General features: G+C 66.2%; 23 protein-coding genes. 9 read left to right on the top strand and 14 right to left on the bottom strand.

The annotated features are described in order from the left end of the window. Positions 1-46: 46 nt before the first annotated feature. From atpG to ACM0PB_RS05300, 3 genes are all read left to right on the top strand, one after another. Positions 47-910 carry a F0F1 ATP synthase subunit gamma gene (atpG, locus tag ACM0PB_RS05290; protein ID WP_005411129.1) on the top strand — a complete coding sequence of 288 codons (864 nt, stop codon included), beginning with the start codon at positions 47-49 and terminating at the stop codon, positions 908-910. A 37-nt stretch (positions 911-947) separates the two neighbouring features. Further along, positions 948-2,354, top strand: coding sequence for a F0F1 ATP synthase subunit beta (gene atpD, locus ACM0PB_RS05295; RefSeq protein WP_005419510.1), 1,407 nt, complete (start codon positions 948-950; stop codon positions 2,352-2,354). A gap of 113 nt (positions 2,355-2,467) precedes the next feature. Continuing rightward, on the top strand, positions 2,468-2,890 hold the full coding sequence (locus ACM0PB_RS05300) for a F0F1 ATP synthase subunit epsilon (protein WP_005419509.1): 423 nt from the start codon (positions 2,468-2,470) through the stop codon (positions 2,888-2,890). Between the two features lie 221 nt (positions 2,891-3,111). On the opposite strand, the gene ACM0PB_RS05305 is transcribed toward ACM0PB_RS05300, so the two are convergent. Further along, complete coding sequence (locus ACM0PB_RS05305) at positions 3,112-3,495, bottom strand: GtrA family protein (protein ID WP_005419508.1); 384 nt, start codon at positions 3,493-3,495, stop codon at positions 3,112-3,114. Between the two features lie 83 nt (positions 3,496-3,578). On the opposite strand from ACM0PB_RS05305, the gene glmU reads away from it, so the two are divergent. Both glmU and ACM0PB_RS05315 read left to right on the top strand, forming a co-directional pair. After that, positions 3,579-4,946, top strand: coding sequence for a bifunctional UDP-N-acetylglucosamine diphosphorylase/glucosamine-1-phosphate N-acetyltransferase GlmU (gene glmU / locus ACM0PB_RS05310; protein ID WP_065186211.1), 1,368 nt, complete (start codon positions 3,579-3,581; stop codon positions 4,944-4,946). Next, positions 4,915-5,448, top strand: a complete 534-nt coding sequence (locus ACM0PB_RS05315; RefSeq protein WP_053497585.1) for a GNAT family N-acetyltransferase — start codon at positions 4,915-4,917, stop codon at positions 5,446-5,448. The genes glmU and ACM0PB_RS05315 overlap by 32 nt, the downstream gene beginning before the upstream one ends. Before the next feature lie 68 nt (positions 5,449-5,516). Here ACM0PB_RS05315 and ACM0PB_RS05320 read toward each other — a convergent pair whose 3' ends face one another. The 7 genes from ACM0PB_RS05320 to ACM0PB_RS05350 form a co-directional block, all read right to left on the bottom strand. Beyond that, on the bottom strand, positions 5,517-6,869 hold the full coding sequence (locus ACM0PB_RS05320) for a sensor histidine kinase (protein WP_065186213.1): 1,353 nt from the start codon (positions 6,867-6,869) through the stop codon (positions 5,517-5,519). Beyond that, positions 6,866-8,212 (bottom strand): sigma-54-dependent transcriptional regulator, encoded by a 1,347-nt coding sequence (locus tag ACM0PB_RS05325; RefSeq protein ID WP_065178012.1) that lies wholly within the window; start codon positions 8,210-8,212, stop codon positions 6,866-6,868. Before ACM0PB_RS05325 ends, ACM0PB_RS05320 begins: the two co-directional genes overlap by 4 nt. A 123-nt stretch (positions 8,213-8,335) precedes the next feature. Then, on the bottom strand, positions 8,336-8,707 hold the full coding sequence (locus ACM0PB_RS05330) for a PDZ domain-containing protein (RefSeq protein WP_065178013.1): 372 nt from the start codon (positions 8,705-8,707) through the stop codon (positions 8,336-8,338). 16 nt (positions 8,708-8,723) lie between these two features. Continuing rightward, positions 8,724-9,941 (bottom strand): ABC transporter permease, encoded by a 1,218-nt coding sequence (locus ACM0PB_RS05335; protein ID WP_414604656.1) that lies wholly within the window; start codon positions 9,939-9,941, stop codon positions 8,724-8,726. A 20-nt stretch (positions 9,942-9,961) separates the two neighbouring features. Beyond that, entirely contained in the window at positions 9,962-11,260 is a 1,299-nt protein-coding gene (locus ACM0PB_RS05340; RefSeq protein ID WP_414604657.1) for an ABC transporter permease, read from the bottom strand. Between the two features lie 10 nt (positions 11,261-11,270). After that, positions 11,271-11,993, bottom strand: a complete 723-nt coding sequence (locus tag ACM0PB_RS05345; RefSeq protein WP_005419487.1) for an ABC transporter ATP-binding protein — start codon at positions 11,991-11,993, stop codon at positions 11,271-11,273. 28 nt (positions 11,994-12,021) lie between these two features. Next, the gene (locus ACM0PB_RS05350) at positions 12,022-13,299 is read right to left on the bottom strand and encodes an efflux RND transporter periplasmic adaptor subunit (RefSeq protein ID WP_005419485.1); all 1,278 of its coding nucleotides are present in this window, start codon (positions 13,297-13,299) and stop codon (positions 12,022-12,024) included. 203 nt (positions 13,300-13,502) lie between these two features. Here ACM0PB_RS05350 and glmS point away from each other — a divergent pair, with 203 nt between their 5' ends. Further along, on the top strand, positions 13,503-15,341 hold the full coding sequence (glmS, locus tag ACM0PB_RS05355) for a glutamine--fructose-6-phosphate transaminase (isomerizing) (RefSeq protein ID WP_033834979.1): 1,839 nt from the start codon (positions 13,503-13,505) through the stop codon (positions 15,339-15,341). 447 nt (positions 15,342-15,788) lie between these two features. Continuing rightward, complete coding sequence (locus tag ACM0PB_RS05360) at positions 15,789-16,220, top strand: CBS domain-containing protein (protein WP_033834978.1); 432 nt, start codon at positions 15,789-15,791, stop codon at positions 16,218-16,220. A 67-nt stretch (positions 16,221-16,287) separates the two neighbouring features. Here the strand turns inward: ACM0PB_RS05360 and ACM0PB_RS05365 are convergent, their stop codons facing one another. Further along, positions 16,288-16,716: a VOC family protein gene (locus tag ACM0PB_RS05365; RefSeq protein WP_019660719.1), complete on the bottom strand. Its 429-nt coding sequence runs from the start codon at positions 16,714-16,716 to the stop codon at positions 16,288-16,290. A gap of 95 nt (positions 16,717-16,811) precedes the next feature. Continuing rightward, a complete protein-coding gene (gloA, locus tag ACM0PB_RS05370; protein ID WP_033834977.1) occupies positions 16,812-17,330 on the bottom strand; it encodes a lactoylglutathione lyase in 519 nt (172 codons plus the stop codon). A 125-nt stretch (positions 17,331-17,455) separates the two neighbouring features. Between gloA and ACM0PB_RS05375 the strand changes: the two genes are divergently transcribed. Beyond that, positions 17,456-18,568: a PLP-dependent cysteine synthase family protein gene (locus ACM0PB_RS05375; protein ID WP_005419477.1), complete on the top strand. Its 1,113-nt coding sequence runs from the start codon at positions 17,456-17,458 to the stop codon at positions 18,566-18,568. Between the two features lie 102 nt (positions 18,569-18,670). Here ACM0PB_RS05375 and ACM0PB_RS05380 read toward each other — a convergent pair whose 3' ends face one another. Beyond that, entirely contained in the window at positions 18,671-19,075 is a 405-nt protein-coding gene (locus tag ACM0PB_RS05380) for a hypothetical protein (protein WP_005419475.1), read from the bottom strand. Between the two features lie 165 nt (positions 19,076-19,240). Here ACM0PB_RS05380 and ACM0PB_RS05385 point away from each other — a divergent pair, with 165 nt between their 5' ends. Next, entirely contained in the window at positions 19,241-21,271 is a 2,031-nt protein-coding gene (locus ACM0PB_RS05385) for a M3 family metallopeptidase (protein WP_033835682.1), read from the top strand. 102 nt (positions 21,272-21,373) lie between these two features. Here ACM0PB_RS05385 and ACM0PB_RS05390 read toward each other — a convergent pair whose 3' ends face one another. The 3 genes from ACM0PB_RS05390 to ACM0PB_RS05400 form a co-directional block, all read right to left on the bottom strand. Next, positions 21,374-22,177 carry an SDR family oxidoreductase gene (locus tag ACM0PB_RS05390; protein WP_005419471.1) on the bottom strand — a complete coding sequence of 268 codons (804 nt, stop codon included), beginning with the start codon at positions 22,175-22,177 and terminating at the stop codon, positions 21,374-21,376. Further along, on the bottom strand, positions 22,174-22,740 hold the full coding sequence (locus tag ACM0PB_RS05395; protein WP_033834530.1) for a DUF1415 domain-containing protein: 567 nt from the start codon (positions 22,738-22,740) through the stop codon (positions 22,174-22,176). The genes ACM0PB_RS05390 and ACM0PB_RS05395 overlap by 4 nt, the downstream gene beginning before the upstream one ends. 100 nt (positions 22,741-22,840) lie before the next feature. After that, the gene (locus tag ACM0PB_RS05400) at positions 22,841-23,323 is read right to left on the bottom strand and encodes a YajQ family cyclic di-GMP-binding protein (RefSeq protein ID WP_005419468.1); all 483 of its coding nucleotides are present in this window, start codon (positions 23,321-23,323) and stop codon (positions 22,841-22,843) included. Positions 23,324-23,356 lie beyond the last annotated feature (33 nt).

Below are 23,356 nucleotides of genomic sequence, written 5' to 3' on the forward strand. Positions count from 1 at the left end.
GGTTGAACAACGCGGGGCATCAGCCCCGCGCCACGGGAAACAAGAGATGGCAAGCGGACGCGAAATCAAAACCAAGATCAAGAGCGTGCAGAACACCCGCAAGGTGACGCGCGCCCTGGAAATGGTCTCGGCCTCCAAGATCCGCAAGGCGCAGGATCGGATGAAGACCTCGCGTCCGTACGCGCAGGCGATGAAGCAGGTGATCGGTCACCTGGCCCAGGCCAGCACCGACTACCAGCATCCGTTCCTGGTCGAGCGTGAGCAGGTCAAGCGGGTCGGTTTCATCGTGATCTCCTCCGATCGCGGTCTGGCCGGCGGCCTGAACAACAACCTGTTCCGCAAGATGCTGGGCGAAGCCAAGGCATGGCAGGACAAGGGTGCCGAAGTGGACCTGGTGACCATCGGCCAGAAGGCATCGACCTTCTTCCGCCGCGTGAAGGTCAACATGGTCGGCAGCGTGACCCACATCGGCGACGTGCCGAAGCTGGAATCGCTGATCGGTGTGATCAAGGTCATGCTCGACGCCTTCACCGAAGGCAAGATCGACCGCGTTTACCTGGTCTACAACCGCTTCGTGAACACCATGGTGCAGAAGGCCAGCTTCGATCAGCTGCTGCCGCTGCCGCCGGCCGAGAAGCAGGTCGCTCACCACGACTGGGACTACCTGTACGAACCCGATGCCGCGACCGTGCTGGAGCACGTGATGACGCGTTACATCGAGTCGCTGGTGTACCAGGCACTGCTGGAAAACGTCGCCTCCGAGCATGCCGCACGCATGGTTGCGATGAAGGCGGCGAGCGACAACGCCAACAAGCTGATCGGCACTCTGCAGCTCGTCTACAACAAGGCGCGCCAGGCAGCGATCACCCAGGAAATCTCCGAAATCGTCGGCGGCGCGGCAGCAGTCTGACCGCGTTCGTTCAAAGCACACATTAGAGGATGCAGCAATGAGTCAGGGCAAGATCGTTCAGATCATCGGCGCGGTCGTCGACGTCGAATTCCCGCGTGAATCGGTGCCGAAGGTGTACGACGCACTGAAGGTCGAAAACACCGAGATCACCCTCGAAGTCCAGCAGCAGCTGGGCGACGGCGTGGTGCGTACCATCGCCCTCGGTTCCACCGACGGCCTGAAGCGCAACCTGGTTGCCGTCAACACCGGCCGCGGCATTTCGGTGCCGGTCGGCGCCGGCACCCTGGGCCGCATCATGGACGTGCTGGGCCGTCCGATCGACGAAGCCGGCCCGGTCGCTGCCAGCGACAACTGGGAAATCCACCGCGCTGCGCCGTCGTATGAAGACCAGTCCCCGGCCACCGAGCTGCTGGAAACCGGCATCAAGGTCATCGACCTGATGTGCCCGTTCGCCAAGGGCGGCAAGGTCGGCCTGTTCGGCGGCGCCGGCGTCGGCAAGACCGTCAACATGATGGAGCTGATCAACAACATCGCCAAGGCGCACAGCGGCCTGTCCGTGTTCGCCGGCGTGGGTGAGCGTACCCGTGAGGGCAACGACTTCTACCACGAAATGAAGGACTCCAACGTCCTGGACAAGGTGGCGATGGTGTACGGCCAGATGAACGAGCCGCCGGGCAACCGCCTGCGCGTCGCGCTGACCGGCCTGACCATGGCCGAGTACTTCCGCGACGAGAAGGACGAAAACGGCAAGGGCAAGGACGTCCTGTTGTTCGTCGACAACATCTACCGCTACACCTTGGCCGGTACCGAAGTGTCGGCACTGCTGGGCCGTATGCCGTCCGCGGTGGGTTACCAGCCGACCCTGGCCGAGGAAATGGGCGTCCTGCAGGAGCGCATCACCTCGACCAAGAACGGCTCGATCACCTCGATCCAGGCCGTCTACGTTCCCGCGGACGACCTGACCGACCCGTCGCCGGCGACCACCTTCGCCCACCTGGACTCGACCGTCACCCTGTCGCGTTCGATCGCCTCGCTGGGTATCTACCCGGCCGTCGATCCGCTGGACTCCACCAGCCGCCAGATGGATCCGCTGGTGATCGGCCACGAGCACTATGACACCGCCCAGCGCGTCCAGCAGACCCTGCAGAAGTACAAGGAACTGAAGGACATCATCGCGATCCTGGGCATGGACGAACTGTCCGAAGAGGACAAGCAGGCCGTGTCGCGCGCCCGTAAGATCGAGCGCTTCTTCAGCCAGCCGTTCCACGTGGCCGAAGTGTTCACCGGTTCGCCGGGCAAGTACGTGCCGCTGAAGGACACCATCCGTGGCTTCAAGGCCATCGTCGATGGCGAGTACGACCACCTGCCGGAGCAGGCGTTCTACATGGTCGGCGGCATCGAAGAAGCGGTCGAGAAGGCCAAGAAGATGGCCGAGAAGGCCTGATCCGGGACGGGCGGGAGCGATCCTGCCCGACCTGACGCCGGCGCCGGGCAACCGCCCGCGCCGGTGGACCCCCACGGTGGCATTGCGCCGCCGCGAACAGCGAAGAGATTTGCATGAGCACGATCCGTTGCGACATCGTCAGCGCCGAGCAGGAAATCTTCCGTGGCGAAGCGACCCTGGTCGTGGCCACCGGTGAGCTGGGTGAACTGGGCATCGCGCCCAAGCACGCGCCGCTGATCACCCGCCTGAAGCCGGGCAAGGTGGTGGTCACCACGCCGAACGGCGAGCAGCTGGATTTCGCCATCTCCGGCGGTATCCTGGAAGTGCAGCCGCAGGTGGTGACCGTGCTGGCCGACACCGCGATCCGCGCGCAGGACATCGACGAAGCCTCGGTCCGCAAGGCCAAGGAAGAAGCCGAACGCATCCTGGCCAACCGCGGCGAAGCGATGGAAGTGGCCGAAGCCCAGCAGAAGCTGGCTGAAGCCGTCGTCCAGCTGCAGGCACTGGAACGCCTGCGCAAGAATCTCAAGCACTGAGGTTCGCGCTGCATCCACGAGAACGCCGGCCCTGTGCCGGCGTTTTTGTTTGGGGCGGGGCAGGGCCGATTGGGTAGAGCCGACGGGGTAGAGTCGACTGTCAGTCGACTACCGCGCGCAGCTCGGGATTTTCGCGACCTCACGGAAGAGCAGTCGACTGACAGTCGACTCTACCGTTCCGGTTCCCGCCCCCAATCCGGCATCCCGATTCCCGCCTCGTCTCAGCGATACACCACGTAGCGCATCAACAGGAACGACACGCATGCCAGCCCGCCTTCCACCAGCGGCTTGGCCAGCCACGTGAATTGCAGGCCCAGCGCCTGGTCGACCAGGCTGACCAGCAGCGTGCTCGTCGCCGTCAGCAGCAGCCACAGCCCGAAGAAACGTGCAAAGCGCTTCCATCCCAGCTTGCGGGTGCCGGCCTCGGCAAAGGTGTAGCGGCCGTTGAGCCAGAAGCCCAGCAGCATGCCGGCCAGGCGACCGGCGATGTTGGCCGGCGCGACCGGCATGCCCAGCGCGGTGGCGACCACGAACACCAGCCAATCGACCAGCAGCTGCACGAGCCCGATCACGAGGTAGGTGCTTCCCTGGCGGAGCAGGCTCATCGGCGTGGTGAAGGAGGAGGGATGCCCATGTTAACGGCCCACGCTCTAGAATCACCGGCAACGAACTACGGACTGCTGCTCCCATGACCCAAGCCCTGCACGTCATCATCCTCGCCGCCGGCGCCGGCAAGCGCATGAAGTCGGTGCTGCCGAAGGTGCTGCAGCCGATCGCCGGCCAGCCGATGCTGGCGCACGTGATCGATACGGCCCGCGAGCTGCAGCCGGCGGCCATCCACGTGGTTTACGGCCATGGTGGCGAGGCGGTGCGTCAGTACTTCGCCGGCCAGCCCGACCTGCAGTGGGCCGAACAGGTCCAGCAGCTCGGTACCGGCCACGCAGTGGCGCAGGCAATGCCGCAGGTTCCCGATGCCGCGCAGGTGCTGGTGCTGTACGGCGATGTGCCGCTGATCCGCGCGCAGACCCTGCGCGACCTGCTGGCGCAGCCGGGCCGGCTGGCAGTGCTGGTGGCCGATGTCGATGACCCGACCGGGTACGGCCGGGTGCTGCGCGATGCAGAGGGCAAGGTGGGCTCCATCGTCGAGCAGAAGGACGCCACCGACGACCAGCTGCGCGTGCGCACGATCAACACCGGCATCATCGCCGCAGAGTCGACCGCGCTGCGCCGCTGGTTGTCGCAGCTGTCCAACAGCAATGCGCAGGGCGAGTACTACCTTACCGATGTGTTCGCGTTCGCCGCGCATGAGTACACCCCGGCCGAGATGGCCCTGGTCGCCGATGCACAGGAGGCCGAGGGGGCGAATGATCCATGGCAGCTGTCGCAGCTGGAGCGCGCCTGGCAGCGGCGTGCGGTGCGTGCACTGTGCGCTCAGGGCGCGCGCGTGCGTGACCCGGCACGACTGGATATCCGTGGCACCGTCACCGTGGGCAGCGATGTACTGATCGATGTCGACGTTGTTCTTGAAGGCAACGTCGTGCTCGGTGACGGCGTTACCGTAGGCCCGTTCAACCGGCTGAAGGACGTCAACCTGGGGCCCGGCACCGAAGTGCGCGCGCATTGCGACCTGGAAGGCGTGGTGACCGAAGGTGCCGCGCAGATCGGCCCGTTCGCACGCTTGCGGCCGGGTACCGTGCTGGCCGATGGCGTACACGTCGGCAACTTCGTCGAAACCAAGAAGGTCACCCTCGGCGTCGGCAGCAAGGCCAACCATCTCACCTACCTGGGTGACGCGGTGATCGGCAGCAGGGTGAACATCGGTGCCGGCACCATCACCTGCAACTACGATGGCGTGAACAAGTCGACCACCACCATCGGCGACAACGCCTTCATCGGCTCCAACAGCTCGCTGGTGGCACCGATCACCATCGGCGAGGGCGCGACCATCGCTGCCGGGTCGGTCATCACCCGCACCGCGCCGGACGGCAAGCTGACGCTGGCACGTGCACGACAGGAAACCATCGATGGCTGGAAGCGCCCGGTCAAGAAGTCCTGAGCCACGGGTTCCGCGCACCGATGAGCTGGGTGTGCTGCCGGCGATCGAACAACGTGCCGGCGAACTGCTGAGGGGTCACGAGGCCTATCCGGTGTTTGCCAGCCACGGCCTGGACCTGCCGACGCTGCAGGAAGGCCTTGAGCGTGGGCAGCTGTGGGTGGTGGATGGCGCCGCCGGCGGTGTTGCCGGCTACCTGCTGGCCGGCGACCTGGCAGGCGAGTTCCATGTCCTGCAGATGGATGTGGATCCAGCGCACGCGCGTCGTGGCCATGGCCGTGCATTGCTGCGGCATGCCTTGGCGCAGGCCAGGGCCACTGGCTTTGCTGCAGCGGTGCTGACCACCTTGAGCGATGTGCCGTGGAATGCAGCCTTCTACGCCAGCGAAGGGTTCGAGGTAGTGCCCGAGGCGCAGTGGAGCGAGGGCCTGCGCGCGGTGATGGCCGAAGAGGCCGCGCTGGGATTTCCAATGCATCTGCGGGTGGCGATGCGGCAGGTCTGGTAGGTGCCGACCCTGGTCGGCACATCCACGCATGGCGTGGCTCTACTGACAGACCGAGCCAAGTCGGCAACTCACCCCATCGGCAACAGGATCGACACGCACAGCCCGCCATCACCGCGGTTCTGCAGCGACACCCGCCCACCGTGCGCCTCCACGATCTCGCGGGTCAGTGCCAGTCCCAACCCGGTACCGTTGCGCTTGGTCGAATAGAACGGCATCAGCGCGTTCTGCAGCACCTGCTCGTTCATGCCCTTGCCACGGTCCAGCACATCCAGGCGCAGCCATTGCGGCAACCGCGTCAGCTGCACCTGCACGTCATCATTGGGCGGATCGGCTTCGGCACAGGCTTCATGCGCGTTCTTCAGCAGGTTCAACAGCGCCTGCCCGAACTGCGCGATGTCGATCCGGCTGCTCAGTTCCTCGTCCGGTTCACGTTCCATGCCGAACGGAATCTGCTGGCGCAGGCTGGACAGGAAGGGCGCCCAGTGCACGGTCTGCAGTTGCGGTTGCGGCAGCTTGGCGAAGCGCGCATAGCCACGGATGAAGCCTTCCAGGTGGCGCGCGCGGTCTTCGATGGTGGTGAAGATCTCCGGCAGCCGATCGAAGCGCTCGCGCTGTACCAGCACGCCGCCGGAATGGGCCAGCGAGGCGATCGGCGCCAGCGAGTTGTTGAGCTCGTGGCTGATCACCCGGATCACCTTCTTCCACGTCTGCACTTCCTGGCGGCGCAGTTCGGCGGTGAGCAGGCGTACCAGCAGCAGGTCGTGCGGGCGGCCGTTGAGCTGGAAAGATCGGCGTGAGAGGTGATAGACCTGTTCGTCGTCCTCATCGCCGTCTTCGCCTTCCGCATGCACCGCGAACAGGCTGTCGCCGCCACGGGCGATGGCATCGCGCAGCTCCACCGGCACCTGTTCCAGCACCTCTTCCAGGCGCTGGCCTTCCAGCTTCCAGCCGCCATGCAGCAGCTTGCGCGCGGCCAGGTTGGAGAACACCACGCGGGCGATGCCATCGCCGCCGGAAGCAATCAGCAGCATCGCCACCGGGGTGTTCTGTACCATGGTGTCCAGCAGCAGTTCGCGCTGCACCAGGCCTTGCCGCTGCTCGCGCAGCACGTCGCCCAGTTCGCGGTGCGCCTGCACCAGGTCACCCAGTTCGTCGTTGCCTGGCCAGTACACACCGAAGTTGTACTCACCGTCGCGGTAGCTGCTGGTGGTGCCGGCCAAGGCGCGCATCAATGAACGTACCGGCGCGGTTGCACGGCGCAGGGTCCACCACATCAGCGACAGCAGGATCAGCGCCGACACCGTGGTCACCACCCAGCCATGGTCCATCCAGTAGGCCAGCAGCCACGGCAACGCGGCGGCCAGCGCCAGCACCGGCAGCAGGCGCAGGAACAGGCGGAAGGTGAACGAGCGCCGTTTCATTCGCGTGGGATGCCGTGCCGGTCCATGCGCCGGTACAGTGCCTGGCGGCTCAGGCCGAGTTCGGCGGCGGCCTGGGCGATGACGCCGTGGTTGCGCGCCAGCACATCCTCAATGCGCGCACGGTCAGGATCATTGCCGGCACTGGCTGCCGGTCGCGGTGCAGGTGCGGCACGCGGCAGGTTCAGGTCGGCCACTTCGATGCGGTTGCCGGTCGCCAGCAGCTCGGCCCGCTGGATCACGTTGCGCAGTTCGCGCACGTTGCCGGGCCAGGGGTGCCGTTGCAAGGCCGCGGTGGCGGCGCTGGAAAGTGGCTTGCCGGCGGTCAGGAAGCGCTCGGCCAGGGGCACGATGTCGCCCGGGCGCTCGGCCAATGGTGGCAGTACCAGTTCCACCGTATTGAGGCGGTAGTACAGGTCTTCGCGGAAGGTGCCGTCGCGGATCATCGCCGGCAGGTCGGCATTGGTCGCGCTGACCACACGGACTTTGACCTGGCGCTCGCGATTGGAGCCAAGACGCTCGAAGCGCCCTGTTTCCAGCACACGCAGGAGCTTCATCTGGCCGCCCAGCGACAGGTTGCCGATCTCATCCAGGAACAGCGTTCCGCCGTCGGCGGCTTCGAACTTGCCCTCGCGTGCCTTGTTGGCGCCGGTATATGCGCCGGCTTCGGCACCGAACAGTTCGGCCTCGATCAGTTCCGAGGGCAGGGCGCCGCAGTTGACCGTGATGAACGGGCCCTTGGCCACCAGCGAGTTGGCCTGGATGATCTGCGCGATCTTCTCCTTGCCGGCACCATTGGGACCGGTGATCAGCACCGGCAGGTCGGAGCGCGCGACCTGGCAGGCCAGGGCAATGACGCGCTCGCTGGCCGGATCGGCGAAGACCGCACCACACAGCTCGTACTTTTCTTCCAGCGCATTGCGCTGGCGCAGCTCACGGCTGCGGCGGCGGTCCAGCTCGCGCCGCGCCTCGGATAGCTCGAGCAGGTTGTTGACCGTGGTCAGCAGCTTGCGGTCGTCCCAGGGCTTGGCCAGGTAGTCGGCGGCACCGGCCTTGACCAGGTCCACCGCACTGCTCAGGTGGGTCCAGGCGGTGAGCAGGATCACCGGCAGGTCCGGGTGGCGTGCGCGGATCTGTGCGAACAGGTCTTCGCCTTCTTCGCCGGAGGTGGTGTCCTCGCTGAAATTCATGTCCTGGATCACCAGGTCGACCGGCTGCGACTCGAGCAGGGCCAGCCCTTCGGCCGGGGTCTGCGCCTGCAGGGTGTCGATGTCATGCAGGGAGAACAGCACGTCCAGCGCGGTGCCCACGCTGGCGTTGTCGTCGATGATCAGGATCGAAGGCATCAAGCAGTTCTGCAGAAAGGGATGGGCGGCGCCGATGGAGCCGTGTTCGTATCCATACGCCGGGAGAGCCCGGCGCCACCCATCAAGCATAGCCAAAGCCGTGGCGACGAGGGCGGGCTGGTTTCAGCGCCGCGCTGGTGGAGGCGGTGGTGCCGGCGGTGGCGGAGCGGCCAGCGCCAGCCGCCACGAGGTGGCGTCCACCGGGACGGTGAGCTCGCGTTTGTCGCGGCGCAGCAACAGGTACACAGTCGGGGCACTGGAATGCCGCAGTGCATCGGCAAGATGCTCGATCCGCCGCACGGCCGTATCGTCCAAGCGCAGGATGCGGTCGCCGCTGCGCACGCCGAAGCGGGCTTCCGGACGCGCGGCGTCCACCCGTACCTGGCCCTCGGTCGAGCGGAGCGCCAGGCGGGCATCATCCTGGCGCCATTCCAGCGTCTGCGAGCTGCCACCGCCGGCCAGCGCCGGCAGTGGCAGCAGTGCCATCAACAGCATTCGGCAGGCACGCACCTCACGCGCCCCGCGTGGCGACTGCGGGCGGGACCGCTGCCGCGCGCCGGGCCGGCCCGAACACCGCGATCTGGCCCAGCACCCACAGCAGAAGCGCGCCCAGCGGCAGGTAGTACAGGGGCATGCGTGGCAGCTCGTAGAGGTTCATCAGTGCCAGGTTGATCGCGTAGGCTGCCAGCATGCCCAGCACGATGCCCAGCGAGGCCAGCAGGAAGTTCTCGGTCTGGAAGTAGCGCAGGATCTGGCCGCGGGTGGCACCGAGTGCGCGGCGGATGCCGATCTGCTTGCTGCGCTGCTGCACCCAGAAGCTGGCCAGGCCGATGATGCCCAGTGCGGTCACCACCAGCAGCGAGACGCTGACGGTGATCAGCAGGCCAACCATCGCGCGGTCGTTCTTGAAGAAGTCCTTGCGCTGGTCTTCATAGGTCAGCTTGTCGCGCATCAGCCGGTTGGGGTCATTGCGCTCCAGTACAGCAGCCCCCGCATCAAGCACCTCCTGGCGGCGTTCCGGCGAAGTGCGCAGCACATAGGTGCCACCCTCGTCGAAGGTGCGCCGCATGGGCAGCAGCATGGAGTTCGTCCAGTTGTCATTCCAGCCGTTGGGCGTGCTCAGCGTGTCGACGATGCCGACCACATGCAGCGGCTGCTTGCCCATGTAGTAGGTCTTGCCCAGCGCGCTGCCGTTGGGTTCCATCTTGGCGGCGGTGGCCTGGGTGAGGATGACCGGGATGGCGTTTTCCTTGGCGCCCCCCTTGCTGGCGTCTTCGAAGTTCTGGTACTCGCCGGGCAGGAAATCGCGGCCGGCGATCAGGTTGATGCCCATCGTGGCCAGCCCGTTCTCGGACAGGGTGTACATCGAGGCGTTGGTGGTCGGCCGTTCCTGGTCGATCTCCCGCGAGATGCTGCTGCTGGACGAGCCGTTGCGGAAAGGCACCTGGTTGATGATGGTGACGTTGCTGACGCCGGGAAGCGCACGCAATGACGCCAGGTCCTCACGGGTGCGGGCCATGGCATCGGTCTGCTTGCCGATGCCGCTGACGCGGAGCATCACCAGTTCGTTCTCGGCGATGCCGCTGGGCATGCTGATCTTCTCCACGCGCTGGCTGACCAGGAACAGCGCGTTGCAGACGATGGCGCAGGTCAGTGCGATTTCCAGCACGATCAGGGCAGCGGCAGTCTTGTGCCGGCGCAGCGTGCTGAGGATGGGGCGGATGTCCATGGGAGTCCTCGTTCGGGTGCTTACTGCGACTTGAGCTGGATGGCCGGAGTGACCTGCATGGCGCGCCAGGCAGGCAGGAAACCGGCGGCAAGGCTGGCGAACAGGGTCAAGCCCAGCGCAAGCAGCAGCATGTTGCCGTCCAGGTGGGCCAGCTTTGCGTACTCCACCGGTTGCTGGCGCACCGCGAACAGGCCCAGCAGGGCCAGGCCGATGCCCAGCACGCCCCCGACCACGCCGACCGCGCCGGCTTCCACCAGGCACTGCAGGAAGATCTGGCCACGGCTGGCACCGAGTGCGCGGCGCACGCCGATCTCACCACTGCGGCGCAGGAACTTGGCCAGCAGCAGGCCCACCGTGTTGACCAGGCAGACCCCCAGGAAACCCAGTGCCAGCCACAGCTGCAGGCGCACATCGCTGGGCACCGCGCCGTTGAAGTCCAGCCATTCCATCACGGTGCGCAGGCGCACGTTCGGCGGGTGCTTGAAGCGGCCGGCCTGGCGCTGCTGGCTCGAATAGTTCTCCAGGTAGCGGCGGTAGTCGGCGGCCTTGGCCGGGTCCATCTCCACCCAGTACTGCAGCCACGCGCACGGCGCATTGAGCGAGTAGCTGTTGCCGTCGGGATTTTCGCCGAAGCAGTTCATGTTGCCGTTGCTGCCCAGTTTCAGGTCGAAGGACGTGGAAATCGGCAGCAGCAGGTCCTCGTTCTTGCCGTAGCTGCCGGTGGTCAGGTCGTAGAAGTGCGGCTCCGGGCTCCACTCCTTCATCACGCCGACGATGCGGTAGCTCTGGCCTTCCATGCGCAGGTCGCGGCCTACGCTGTTGGCGCCCTGGTAAAGCTTGTCGTTGAGCGCCTTGGAGATGACCACCACGCGTGCGCGGCCTTCGTCGTCCTCGCGCGTCCACGGGCGGCCGTACTGCATGGGCACCTCGAACATCGGGAAGAAATCGGCCGAGGTCCAGCGGGTGTCGATGCTGAAGGGCTTGAGGGTGCTGTTGTCCGGTTCGATGGTGCCGCCGCCGCCGCTCATCAGCGCCTGGCGCTCGCCCTTGGCTTCGCGCAGCAGGGCTTCACCGTCGAAGCGGGTCAACTGTGTTTCCGGCTCCTCGCCCGCGACATAGGCGCCGGTCGCGGCATCGAGCTGCACATAGAACAGCCGGTCACTCTTGCCGGGGATCGGGTCGCCGGACAGCACGTGGAACACGGTCAGGGTGGTCATCGAGGCACCGATGCCGAGGGCCATGGCTACCACCATCAGCGCAGTCAGGACCTTGTTGCGGCGGAAACTGCGTACCGCCAATCGGGCGTAGTAGGCGAACATGGGAATGCCCTCACTCGTTGACGGCGACGATGTGGCGCGGCGTGGCCAGCACCGGCTCGCGCACCAGGTCGGTGACCTGGCCGTCGACGATGTGCACGTTGCGCTGCGCACGCGCGGCCAGTTCCGGGTCGTGGGTGACCATTACGATGGTGGTGCCGGCGGCATTGATCTCCTCCAGCAGTTCCATCACGCCACGCGCCATCTGCGTATCCAGGTTGCCGGTCGGTTCGTCGGCCAGCAGCAGGCGCGGGCTGCCGGCCAGTGCACGCGCGATCGCCGCACGCTGCTGCTGACCGCCGGACAGCTCGTTCGGGTAGTGCTTCATGCGCGAGCCCAGGCCGACCTGGGTCAGCGCCTTCTCGATGCGTTCGCGGCGTTCGTTGGCGCTCATCTTCCGATAGCGCAGCGGCACGTCGACGTTGTCGAACAGGTTGAGGTCGGGGATCAGGTTGAAGCCCTGGAAGATGAAGCCGATCTTCTGGTTGCGCAGGCGGCTGCGGGCGTCATCGCCCAGCGTGCTCACATCCTGCCCGTCCAGCATGTAGGTACCGCTGGTGAAGGTTTCCAGCAGGCCGGCGATGTTGAGGAAGGTGGTCTTGCCGGAACCGGACGGACCGGTGACGGCGACGAACTCGCCTTCCTTGACCTGCAGTTCCAGGGAGCGCAACGCGTGGGTTTCCACCTGTTCGGTGCGGAAGACCTTGGCGACCGAACGCATTTCGAGCATGTACATGGGGTGTCCTCTCTCCAGGATTCAGGTATCAGTTGACGGAGACGCGTTCGGCGTCCTTGAACAGGTCGCTGCCGGAGACCACGATGCGGTCGCCCGGCTGCACACCCGACTTGATTTCCACTTCGCCCAGGCTGCTGACGCCCAGTTCCACCGGGCGGCGCACGGCGGTGCGGCCATCCATCACGTAGGCCATGCCGTTGCCCTGTTCGACGAACGGGCCGCGCTCGACCTTCAGCACGTTCTTGCGGGTATCGAGCAGCACGCGCACCGACATCCGTTGGCTCTGGCGCAGGCCTTCCGGCTGCGCGCTGGCGAAACGCACGCGGGCATTGACCTCGCCGTTGACCACCTCCGGCGACACCGCGCTGATCTCGCCCGGGAACGGCTGGCCGTTGCCGCCGGTCAGCTGGGCCGGCATGCCGATCGCCAGGTCGCGGGCGAAGCTCTCCGGCACCTTGATCTCGACCTCGAACTTGGACAGGTCGACCACGCCCAGCACCGGCGCGTTGGCGGCCAGGTTGGTGGACTGCACCGCCTGGACCTGGCCGACCTGGCCATCGAACGGGGCGCGCAGGGTCAGTGCATCGACCTGGCGTTGCACTTCGGCCACCACGGCCTTCTGGCGGTCGGCCAGCAGGCGCTTGTTGCGGGCATCCAGGTCGGCGCCCTGGCTCTGCAGGCGCGCGTCGGTGGTGGCGTTGGCCAGGGTGATGTCGGCCTTCTTCAGCGAGTCCTTCGCCTTGGCCAGGTCGATCTGCGGCACCGCACCGCCGTCGTAGCCGCGCTGGTAGCGCTGCAGGTCGCGGTCGGCGGCCTGGCGTTCGATGGTGGCCTGGTCGGTTTCCTTGCGTGACTTGGCACGGGCCAGGGTCGCGTCCAGCGCGGCGCGGCTGGCCTCGGCTTCCAGGCCGGCCAGCGTTGCCTGTTCCTGGGCCAGCTTGCTGCGCAGTTCCGGGCTGTCGATGATCGCCAGCTCCTGGCCCTTCTTGACCACGTCACCGGCGACGACCTTCAGGTCCACGGTACCGGCCGAGATCGCGTACAGGATCGGGCTGTTGGCGGCGATCACGCGGCCGTCGGCAGCGATGTCACGGACCAGGTCGCCCCGCTTCACCTCGGCGATGCGCACGCGGCTGCTGTCGAAGGAGCGGCTGGCATTGGACCAGGCATGGACCGCCCAGCCGATGCCGGCGAGCAGCGCAATGGCGCCCAGCGCCGGCCAGCGGTAGCGGTGCCAGCTGGCGCGGGTGGTGCCGGCCGGGGCGGAGGAAACGATCTGGTCCTGTGCGGAAGTGTCGCGGATCATCGGGTGCGTGCCTGACGGTGGTAGCCAATACCAAGCACGTAGCGTGCCAACCTTATTTCCTTTCAGGTCAAGGGGTTGGGGATTTCGGGGGAGTGTCCGGGTGTCCGCGGACACCTTTCCGGACACTTTCATTAAGCGGACAGGAGGGGGAAGCCAGGCAGGCGGGCTAGAATGCGCCGATCGTCTCCAAGGAATCGCGTGACATGTGTGGAATCGTGGGTGCAATCGCTGATCGCGATGTGGTGCCGGTACTGATCGAAGGCCTGAAGCGGCTCGAGTACCGTGGTTACGACTCCTCGGGCATCGCAGTGATCGACCACGCCGAGCGCCCCGAAGTCCGTCGCGTCCGTCGTACCGGTCGAGTGTCGGAAATGGCCACGGCGGCCGAGGCCGAGGGCTTCAATGCGGTGCTGGGCATCGGCCACACCCGCTGGGCCACCCACGGCGGTGTCACCGAGGCCAATGCACATCCGCACATCAGCCACGGTGTGGCGCTGGTGCACAACGGCATCATCGAGAACCACGAAGAGCAGCGCGAGAAGCTGCGCGCGCTGGGCTACACGTTTGAATCGCAGACCGACACCGAGGTCATCGCGCACCTGATCCACCATCATCTGAAGGGCGGCGACGACCTGCTGGTGGCGCTGCAGCACACGGTGAAGGAGCTGACCGGTGCCTACGCGCTGGCCGTGGTCAGCCGCGCCGAGCCGGAGCGCTTCGTCTGCGCGCGCATGGGCTGCCCGCTGCTGGTCGGCCTGGGCGAGGGAGAGAACTTCGTCGCCTCCGACGTCTCGGCCGTGATCTCGGCCACGCGCAAGGTGATCTTCCTGGAAGAGGGCGACACCGCTGAGATCCGTCGCGACGGCGTGCGCATTTTCGATGAGCACGACCAGCCGGTCGAGCGCGACGTGCACCTGTCCGACGTGTCGCTGGCATCGCTGGAGCTGGGCCCGTACCGCCACTTCATGCAGAAGGAAATCCACGAGCAGCCGCGCGCGCTGGGCGACACCATCGAGGCGGTGATCGATGCCGGTGGTTTCCCGGCCGAGCTGTTCGGCAAGAACGCCGAAGCGGTGCTGTCGGGCATCGAAGGCGTGCAGATCATCGCCTGCGGAACCAGCTACTACGCCGGCCTGACCGCGCGCTACTGGATCGAAGCCATCGCCGGCCTGCCGTGCAGCGTGGAGATCGCCAGCGAGTACCGCTATCGCGCGGCCTACGCGAACCCCAAGCATCTGATCGTGACCATCTCGCAGTCCGGCGAAACGCTGGATACGATGGAAGCGCTGAAGTACGCCAAATCGTTGGGCCACCAGCACACGCTGTCGATCTGCAACGTGCCGGAAAGTGCGATCCCGCGCGCCAGCGAACTGGTCTGCTACACCCGCGCCGGCGCCGAGATCGGCGTGGCCTCGACCAAGGCCTTCACCACCCAGCTGGCCGCACTGTTCCAGCTGACCGTGGTGCTGGGCAAGCTGCATGGCCGCATCGACGCGGCGCAGGAAGCGGACTACCTGGAGCAGCTGCGCTTCCTGCCGGGCAGCGTGCAGCACGCCCTGAACATGGAGCCACAGATCGCCGCCTGGGCCGAGCGTTTCGCGCGCAAGAGCAGCGCATTGTTCCTGGGCCGCGGCCTGCATTACCCGATCGCGCTGGAAGGCGCGCTCAAGCTCAAGGAAATCTCCTACATCCACGCCGAGGCCTACCCGGCCGGTGAGCTGAAGCATGGTCCGCTGGCGCTGGTGGACGAGGACATGCCGGTGGTGGTGATCGCGCCGAACGACAGCCTGCTGGAGAAGGTGAAGTCGAACATGCAGGAAGTGCGTGCGCGTGGTGGCGAGCTGTTCGTGTTCGCCGACCAGGACAGCAACTTCAACGCGTCCGAAGGCGTACATGTGATCCGCACGCCGCGCCATGCCGGCGTGCTCAGCCCGATCGTGCACACCATCCCGGTGCAGCTGCTGGCCTACCACACCGCGCTGGCACGCGGCACCGACGTGGACAAGCCGCGCAACCTGGCCAAGAGCGTGACGGTGGAGTAAGGCATTCCCGGAGCTGTGGGATGCTGCATGCGAAAGGGGCCTGCGAGGCCCCTTTCGTTTGTGCCGGACGCAGTACGAAGTGGGACAGCCTCCGGGCGTTCTGTCCGTCGTCGGCAGCAGGCAATCATTCTTTAATGCGCGAAGCCGCCTGTATTCAGCGGCGGTTTCAGCCACGGTGCCATTCTCTGGATCGTCAGTTGGTTCCCACGACGAACTGTCCTATCGATGCCGGTAGTGACCGAGGGTCGCAGTCGTAGAATCGATCTGGCCGAGGTTAGGGTTGAGCGATTGAACCCGCCTCGTTCGCGTTGCAGCACATCGTCTGCCGAGTGATTCCAAGCGGCAGACGGGTGCGCCAGACGTGCGCTGAAAGGTCTGTTCCCTGGGAGGGGGCGTATCGGAAGAGCACACTTTTTTGACTTCAGTGACCTGCACCAGGAAACAAGAATGAACGTCCGCGAACTCCTGCAATCCAAGAAAGAAGCTGTCATCACCATCGATGCCGAAGACACGATCGGTGCCGCCGCCCACAAGATGAGCGCGAACAGGATCGCTGCGCTGGTGGTGATGAAGGACGATGCCCCGGTCGGCATCATTTCCGAGAAGGACATCGTGCGCACCCTGGCCGACGACGGCCCGCAGGCCGGCCGCCGGGTGATTTCCAGCCTGCCGTCCACCGGTCTGGAGGGCATTGCGCCGGACGCCACGCTGAAACAGGCCATGTCATTGATGACGTACTCGCGGCGCCGTCACCTGATGGTCACTGAAGGCACCCGCCTGGTCGGCATCCTCAGCCTGGGCGATATCGTGAAGAACCTGCTGGGCGAGCTGGAACTGGAAAAGGCCGTGCTGCAGGACATCTACATGGCCGCCCACTGAGGGCCGCAGCGCTGGAAGCAGAGAAGCCGGGCATTGCCCGGCTTCTTCATTCACGGCGCCGGTGATATCAGAAAGTGACCTTCACCGAATCGGCGCTGTAGTTCGCCGGCCCGTGATAGACCACTTCGATGTTGTTGCCATCGGGGTCGAGCACGAAGGCGCCGTAGTAGCCCGGGTGGTAGGGGCGTTCGCCTGGCGCGCCATTGTCGGTACCGCCGGCGGCGATCGCGGCAGTGTGGAAGGCATCAACAGTTGCGCTGTCGCGCGCCTGGAAGGCGAGATGGTGGCGGCCGGTCAACTGGCCGGCGGCGGCACGGCTGCTGGCGCTGGAAATGAACAGCTCGTCGGCCCAGAAGAAGTCTGGCCCTTCGCCGCCCAGTGGGATGCCGATCGTATCGAACACTGCCTGGTAGAAGCGGCGGCTGGCGGCCAGGTCACGCACCACCAGCTGGATGTGGTCGATCAGGCGGCCACGGTGCAGTTCCATCGTTTCCATACGAACCTCACAGAAAAAGGGGACGGAGGGGATTAAGTCGCTTCCAGCACAATAGTGCCAGAAACGGCTTAATCCCCTTCGTCCCCTTTTCGGGGTCAGACGTTGGCGATGATCTCGACCCAGTAGCCGTCCGGGTCCTTGATGAAGGCCAGGTTCTTCATGCGGCCGTCGGTCAGGCGCTTCTGGAAGGTTACCCCGAGGTCCTCGAAGCGCTGGCAGGCCGCCTCGATGTCCGGCACCGACACGCAGATGTGGCCGAAGCCGCGCGGGTCGCTGTTGCCGTCGTGGTAGACCGCGCCGTCCTGGCTCTCGGTGCCGTGGTTGTGGGTCAGTTCCAGCACGCCCGGCAGGCCGGCCATCCACAGGCGGCGCTGGCTGTCATCTTCCGGAACCGCCACGCCAGCTGGGACGTAGGCCAGGAAGTACAGGCTGAACTGGGCTTCGGGAAAGTCGCGCTTGTCGATCAGCTGGTAGCCGAGCACGCGGGTGTAGAAGTCCAGCGAGGCGGTGATGTCCTTCACCCGCAGCATGGTGTGGTTGAACACGAAGCCGGTGGTTTCGGCCGGGGCCTGGGCGGCGACGCCGGGGACATCGCGCAGGGCGGGAATGGTCATGGGGGAGGTCCTTCAGACAGGGCCGTTGCCGGCCGGATGGGGGCATTCTACCGGCCAGCACCTGACGGTACCGCGACGTACAATGGCCGGATCGCACCGTTCCGTCCTGACAACGATTGCCCGCCATGTCGCAGCGTGAATGGGTGGCCGCCGCCATCCGCAAGATTGAAGCCGATTTCAACCGCTCCGCCGATACCCACCTGATCCCGCTGGCGCTGCCCGGGTTCGAGGGCATCGATGTGTACCTGAAGGATGAGTCGAGCCATCCCACCGGCAGCCTCAAGCACCGGCTGGCGCGCTCGCTGTTCCTGTATGCGCTGGCCAATGGCTGGCTGCGCGAAGGGCGACCGGTGATCGAAGCGTCCAGCGGCTCGACGGCGGTGTCCGAAGCCTATTTCGCGCGCCTGCTGGGCCTGCCGTTCATTGCAGTGATCCCGGCCACCACCTCGCCTGAAAAGATCGCCGCGATCGAGTTCCAGGGCGGCCGCTGCCACCTGGTCGAACGTGCCTGCGACCTCAACTGTGATTCGGAAAAGCTGGCCCGTGAAACCGGTGGCCACTTCATGGACCAGTTCACCTACGCTGAGCGCGCGACCGACTGGCGTGCCAACAACAACATCGCCGAGTCCATCTTCAAGCAGATGGCCGAAGAGCCCAGCCCGGTTCCGGAATGGATCGTGTGCAGCCCCGGCACCGGCGGTACCGCCGCCACCCTGGGCCGCTATGTCAGCTACCGCCGCCACGATACCCGCATCCTGTGCGCGGACCCGGAAGTGTCGGTGTTCTTCGACGGCTACCGGGCCGCTGTGGCCGGTGGACAGGACTGGCGCGACCTGACCTGCAGTGGTGGTTCGCGCGTGGAGGGCATCGGCCGGCCACGGGTGGAGCCGAGCTTCATCCCGACCAGCGTCGATGCGATGGTCAAGGTACCCGACGCGCTGAGCCTGGCCGCGATGCGCCATGTCAGCCGCCAGCTCGGCCGCCGCGTCGGTGGCTCCACCGGCACCAACTTCATCGGCGTGCTGCAGGCCGCGCAATGGATGCGCGAGGCGGGCCACCAGGGCAGCATCGTCAGCATCCTGTGCGACAGCGGCGAACGCTACGCGCAGAGCTATTACGACCCGGCGTGGTACCTGCGCCAGGGCATCGATGTCGACGGCGCCGATGCACAGCTGGCCGCGGCGGTGGCCGGGCAGGGGTTGCCCGAGCTGCCGTGGTGCAGCCTGGAAGCGCTGTAGCATGGACGACGCTCTCGCCGGGCCATGCCGGCGATGCCAGGGGGGCACCGCAGAGGCGTGCGTCGATTGGTAGAGTCGACTCTACCCGGTCGCCGGGGCGTCTCAATATCCCGCCGCGGTGAAGGCGTCGAGCACCGCGTCGCGCAGTGCATCGGGCAACGCCTCGATGTCCATCGCACGGTCATCCAGGTGCAGGGTGGGATCCAGGATGCTGGCGCGGCCCTGGGCCAATGCCTGCAACCACAGCAACACGCAGATCACGAACTCGCGCTCATGGCCCAGCTGCAGCTGGCTGGCGCCGCGCTCGACTACTTCGAACGGGTACCACTCCTGGCTTTCATTGAACGTGCCGCCCTGCTGCAGCACCGCCTGCAACTGCTGCAGGTGGCGCGGGGCGTCGTCGCCGGCATCGCACAGCGCGGCGATCCAGGCCAGTTCGGCCGCGCTGGCAGACAGTGCCAGCGACCGCGCCGGTGAGGCGGATGCAACTGCAGCCAGACCTTCCATGTGGGGCCTCGTTCGGTACGTGCCGCTGCGGACTCCCCCGCACCCAGAGCTTCGGGGGGCGCGCGTAAGGCCGATGTGAATACCGTGCCCCCTTGTCAGCGATGCCTGGCAGCGCCATATCTACCGGGCTGCCCGCCTGCCGGGCCCGTACTCTGGAGACCTGCCGTGACCGTTGCCAACCCCCTGCTCGATTTTTCCGGCCTGCCGCGCTTCGAGGCGATCCGCCCCGAGCACGTGGCGCCGGCGCTGGATGTGCTGCTGGCCGAGGCCGAAGCCGCCGTCAGCGCAGCCGAGCAGGTGCAGCCGGTCACCTGGCAGACCTTCGTGACCCCGCTGGACGATGCCACCGAGCGCCTGTGGCGCGCCTGGGGCCTGGTCGGCCACCTGCAGGGCGTGGTCAACACCCCGGAGCTGCGCGAGGCCTACAACAGCAACCTGCCGCGGGTGACCCGCTTCGCCAGTGTGCTGGGGCAGAACCTGGCGCTTTACCGCCAGTACCAGGCGCTGGCCGCCAGCCCGGAGGCGGCGCATTTCGATGAAGCCCAGCGCAAGGTGCTGGACAACACCCTGCGCGACTTCCGCCTGGGCGGCGCCGAGCTGGCGCCCGAGGCGCAGCAGCGTTTTGCTGCGATCAAGGAAGAACTGTCGGCGCTGTCGGCGAAGTTCTCGCAGAACGTGCTCGACGCTACCGATGCCTGGTCGCTGATCATCGAAGACGAAGCGCGGCTGAAGGGCCTGCCGGAAGACGTGAAGGCCGCCGCGCATGCCGCAGCACAGAAGGACGGCAAGGCCGGCTGGAAACTGACCCTGCAGATGCCGTGCTACCTGCCGGTGCAGACCTGGGGCGAGGACCGCGACCTTCGCGAGATCCTGTACCGCGCCAGCGCCCAGCGTGCGTCCGAATTCGGCGATGACGCACTGGACAACAGCGGCAACATCGACCGCATCCTTGCCCTGCGCGCCGAACTGGCTGCGTTGCTCGGCTTCGATTCGTACGGCCATTACTCGGTGGCGACCAAGATGGCGCAGGACCCGGCCGAAGTGCTCGGTTTCCTGCGTGACCTGGCCGCGCGCGCCAAGCCGTTCGCCGCCAGGGACCGCGCCGAGCTGGAGCAGTTCGCGCGCGAACAGCTCGGCATCGACAGCCTGCAGGCCTGGGACCTGGCCTTCGCCGCCGACCGCCTGAAGCAGGCGCGTTACAGCTATTCCGAGCAGGAGGTGAAGCAGTATTTCACCGAGCCGAAGGTACTGGGCGGCCTGTTCTCGGTGATCGAGCAGCTGTACGGCCTGCGCGTGCAGGAGGACAGCGCGCCGGTGTGGCACGAGGATGTGCGCTTCTTCCGGTTGGTCGATGCGCAGGGTGCGCTGGTTGGCCAGTTCTACCTGGACCTGTACGCCCGCGAGGGCAAGCGCGGCGGGGCGTGGATGGATGATTGCCGCAACCGTCGCGTGCGCACCGACGGCAGCGTGCAGACGCCGCTGGTCTACCTGGTGTGCAACTTCGGCCGCGGTGCCAACGGCAAGCCGGCCACCTTCAGCCACAACGAAGTGACCACGCTGTTCCATGAGATGGGCCACGGCCTGCACCAGCTGCTGACCCGCATCGGCGAACTGGGCGTCGCCGGCATCAACGGCGTGGAATGGGATGCGGTGGAGCTGCCCAGCCAGTTCATGGAGAACTTCTGCTGGGAATGGGATCACTTGCAGGCGATGACCGCGCACGTGGACAGCGGCGAGCCGCTGCCGCGCGCGCTGTACGAGCGCATGCTGGCCGCGCGCAACTTCCACAGCGGCATGGCCACCGTCCGCCAGCTGGAGTTCGGCCTGTTCGACATGCTGCTGCACAGCCAGTTCGAACCAGCGCAGGACAGCGTGCTGGCACTGTTGGACCGCGTGCGCGCGGAAGTGGCGGTGAACCACCCGCCGGCCTGGAACCGCTTCCCGCACCAGTTCAGCCACATCTTTGCGGGCGGTTACGCCGCGGGTTACTACAGCTACAAGTGGGCCGAGGTACTCAGCGCCGACGCCTATGCCGCTTTCGAGGAAGCGCCGCAGGCACTGGCTGAAACCGGTGCACGCTTCCGTGATGAGATCCTGTCGCGCGGTGGCAGCCGCCCGGCGGCGGACAACTTCAAGGCCTTCCGCGGCCGTGCTCCGCAGATCGATGCGCTGCTGCGCCACTCGGGCATGGCGTAAGGCGTCGGGTAGGTGCCAACCCCGGTTGGCACTTCACCGCCATCCACGCATGGCGTGGATCTACCGGAATGCCGGCCAGCGGCCGGCACTACCGGTGGCGGGTCATTCGGCGTAGATCATCTTCCGGGTCATGCCGCCGTCGACGATGAAATCCTGGCCGGTACTGAAACCGGACAGTGATGACAGCAGGTATACGGCCAACGCACCGATGTCCTCCGGCTGGCCGACGCGGCCGACCGGGTGTTGCGCATGGTCGGTGGCCGAATACTCCGGTGCGTGTCGCCGTGAGGGTGCCTGCCACTCGCAGGTGCCGATCCAGCCGGGACTGATGCTGTTCACCCGCACCGCCGGGCCGCTGCTGATCGCCAGCGCATGGGTGAAGCCCACCAGCCCGCCCTTGGCTGCGGCATAGGCTTCGCTGTGTGCTTCGGATTGCCAGGCGCGGGTCGAGGCGATGTTGATGATCGCACCGGCGGCGCTGGCGGTCAGCGCCGGCAACGCATGCTTGCTGCACAGGAACGCGCCGTGCAGCGAAGACAGCCGGCGCTGCCACTCGTCCCAGTCCATGTCCTGCAGCAGCGTGCCGTGCGGGCTGGCAATTCCCGCGTTGTTGACCAGCCCGTCGATGCGGCCGAAACGCTGCAGGGCCACGGCGATGAAGGCGCGCACGCTGGCTTCGTCGGTGATATCCAGGCGCTGGAACACGGCATCCTCACCACGCTGCCATTCCGCCAGGCACGCCTCGCCGGCCTCCATGTCGAGGTCGCCGATCAGCACGCGGCCACCGGCGCCGAGCACGGCCTGCGCGATGCCACGGCCGATGCCGTTGGCACCGCCGGTGACCAGCACCACCTTGCCCGACAGCGGCGCGGCCGGCCAAGCGGCAATCGGCGGTACCGTGCTCACGACAGGTCTTCGCCACGCAGGCGGCGATGCCAGCCGTCCACGCCGATGCGGTCCAGGGTCTGGATGTTGCGCTCGACGATCACATCCGGATCCGGATAGACGTCCACCGCGCGCGCCACGCTGTCTTCGCGCAGCAGGTGCAGGGTGGGGAAGGGCGCGCGGTTGGTGTAGTTGCTGGCGTCGTCGGCAGCCACGCCCTCGAACTGGTAATCCGGATGGAAGCTGGCCACCTGCAGGATGCCCTGCAGGTCCAGCGCCTCGATCGCCGCGTCGGCGTTGTCGAGGAAGTCGTTGTAGTCGAGGAAATCGGTCAGCACCTGCGGATGCACGATCAGCGTGGTATCGATCTGCTCGGCCGGCGTATCACGCAGCAGGACCAGTTCCTCGGCCAGCTGCTCAACCAGGGCTTCCGTCGTGGTCGCATCGCTGAGCACGATGCGGACCTGGTCCTTCACGTAGACCGCCTTGGCGAACGGGCACAGGTTCAGGCCGATGACGATGCGTTCCAGCCACAGGCGGGTGGCGGCGATCGGGTCCTCGGTGGGCAGTTGGGCGTCGGTCATGGCGGGCACGTCGGCTGGCGGGGCGGACATTGTAGGCTCGTCGCTTGCAACGCGCCGTCGTACCGCAGGTGCCGGCGCCGGGCCATGCCCGGCGGCCAGATCAATCGCGGAAATTGTTGAACTGCAGCGGCAACTCGAACTTGCCGGCCTTGAGCACGGCGATGGCGTCCTGCAGGTCGTCGCGCTTCTTGCCCTGCACGCGCAGCTTGTCGCCATTGATCTGGCTTTCAACCTTCAGCTTGGCTTCCTTCAGCGCAGCGGCGATCTTCTTGGCGATCTTCTGCTCGATGCCCTGCTTGACGGTGATCTTCTGCCGGGCCTGGGCCAGGTTGGTCTCGATGTCGCCGAACTCCAGGCTGAGCACATCGATGCCGCGCGCGGCCAGGCGTGCACGCAGGATGTCGTTCATCTGCTTGAGCTGGAATTCGGTCGGCGCGAACTGGTTGATCACATCGCCATCGCGTTCGAACTTGGCATCCACGCCCTTGAAATCGAAGCGGGTGGCCAGTTCGCGGTTGGCCTGGTCGATGGCGTTGGTCAGTTCGTGGGTGTCGACTTCGGACACGACGTCGAAGGAAGGCATGGGCGATGCTCCGCAGGATTCAGTGGCAGCCAT

The sequence above is a fragment of the Stenotrophomonas sp. AR029 genome, from assembly GCF_047520695.2.
Classification (GTDB): Bacteria; Pseudomonadota; Gammaproteobacteria; order Xanthomonadales; family Xanthomonadaceae; genus Stenotrophomonas; species Stenotrophomonas sepilia.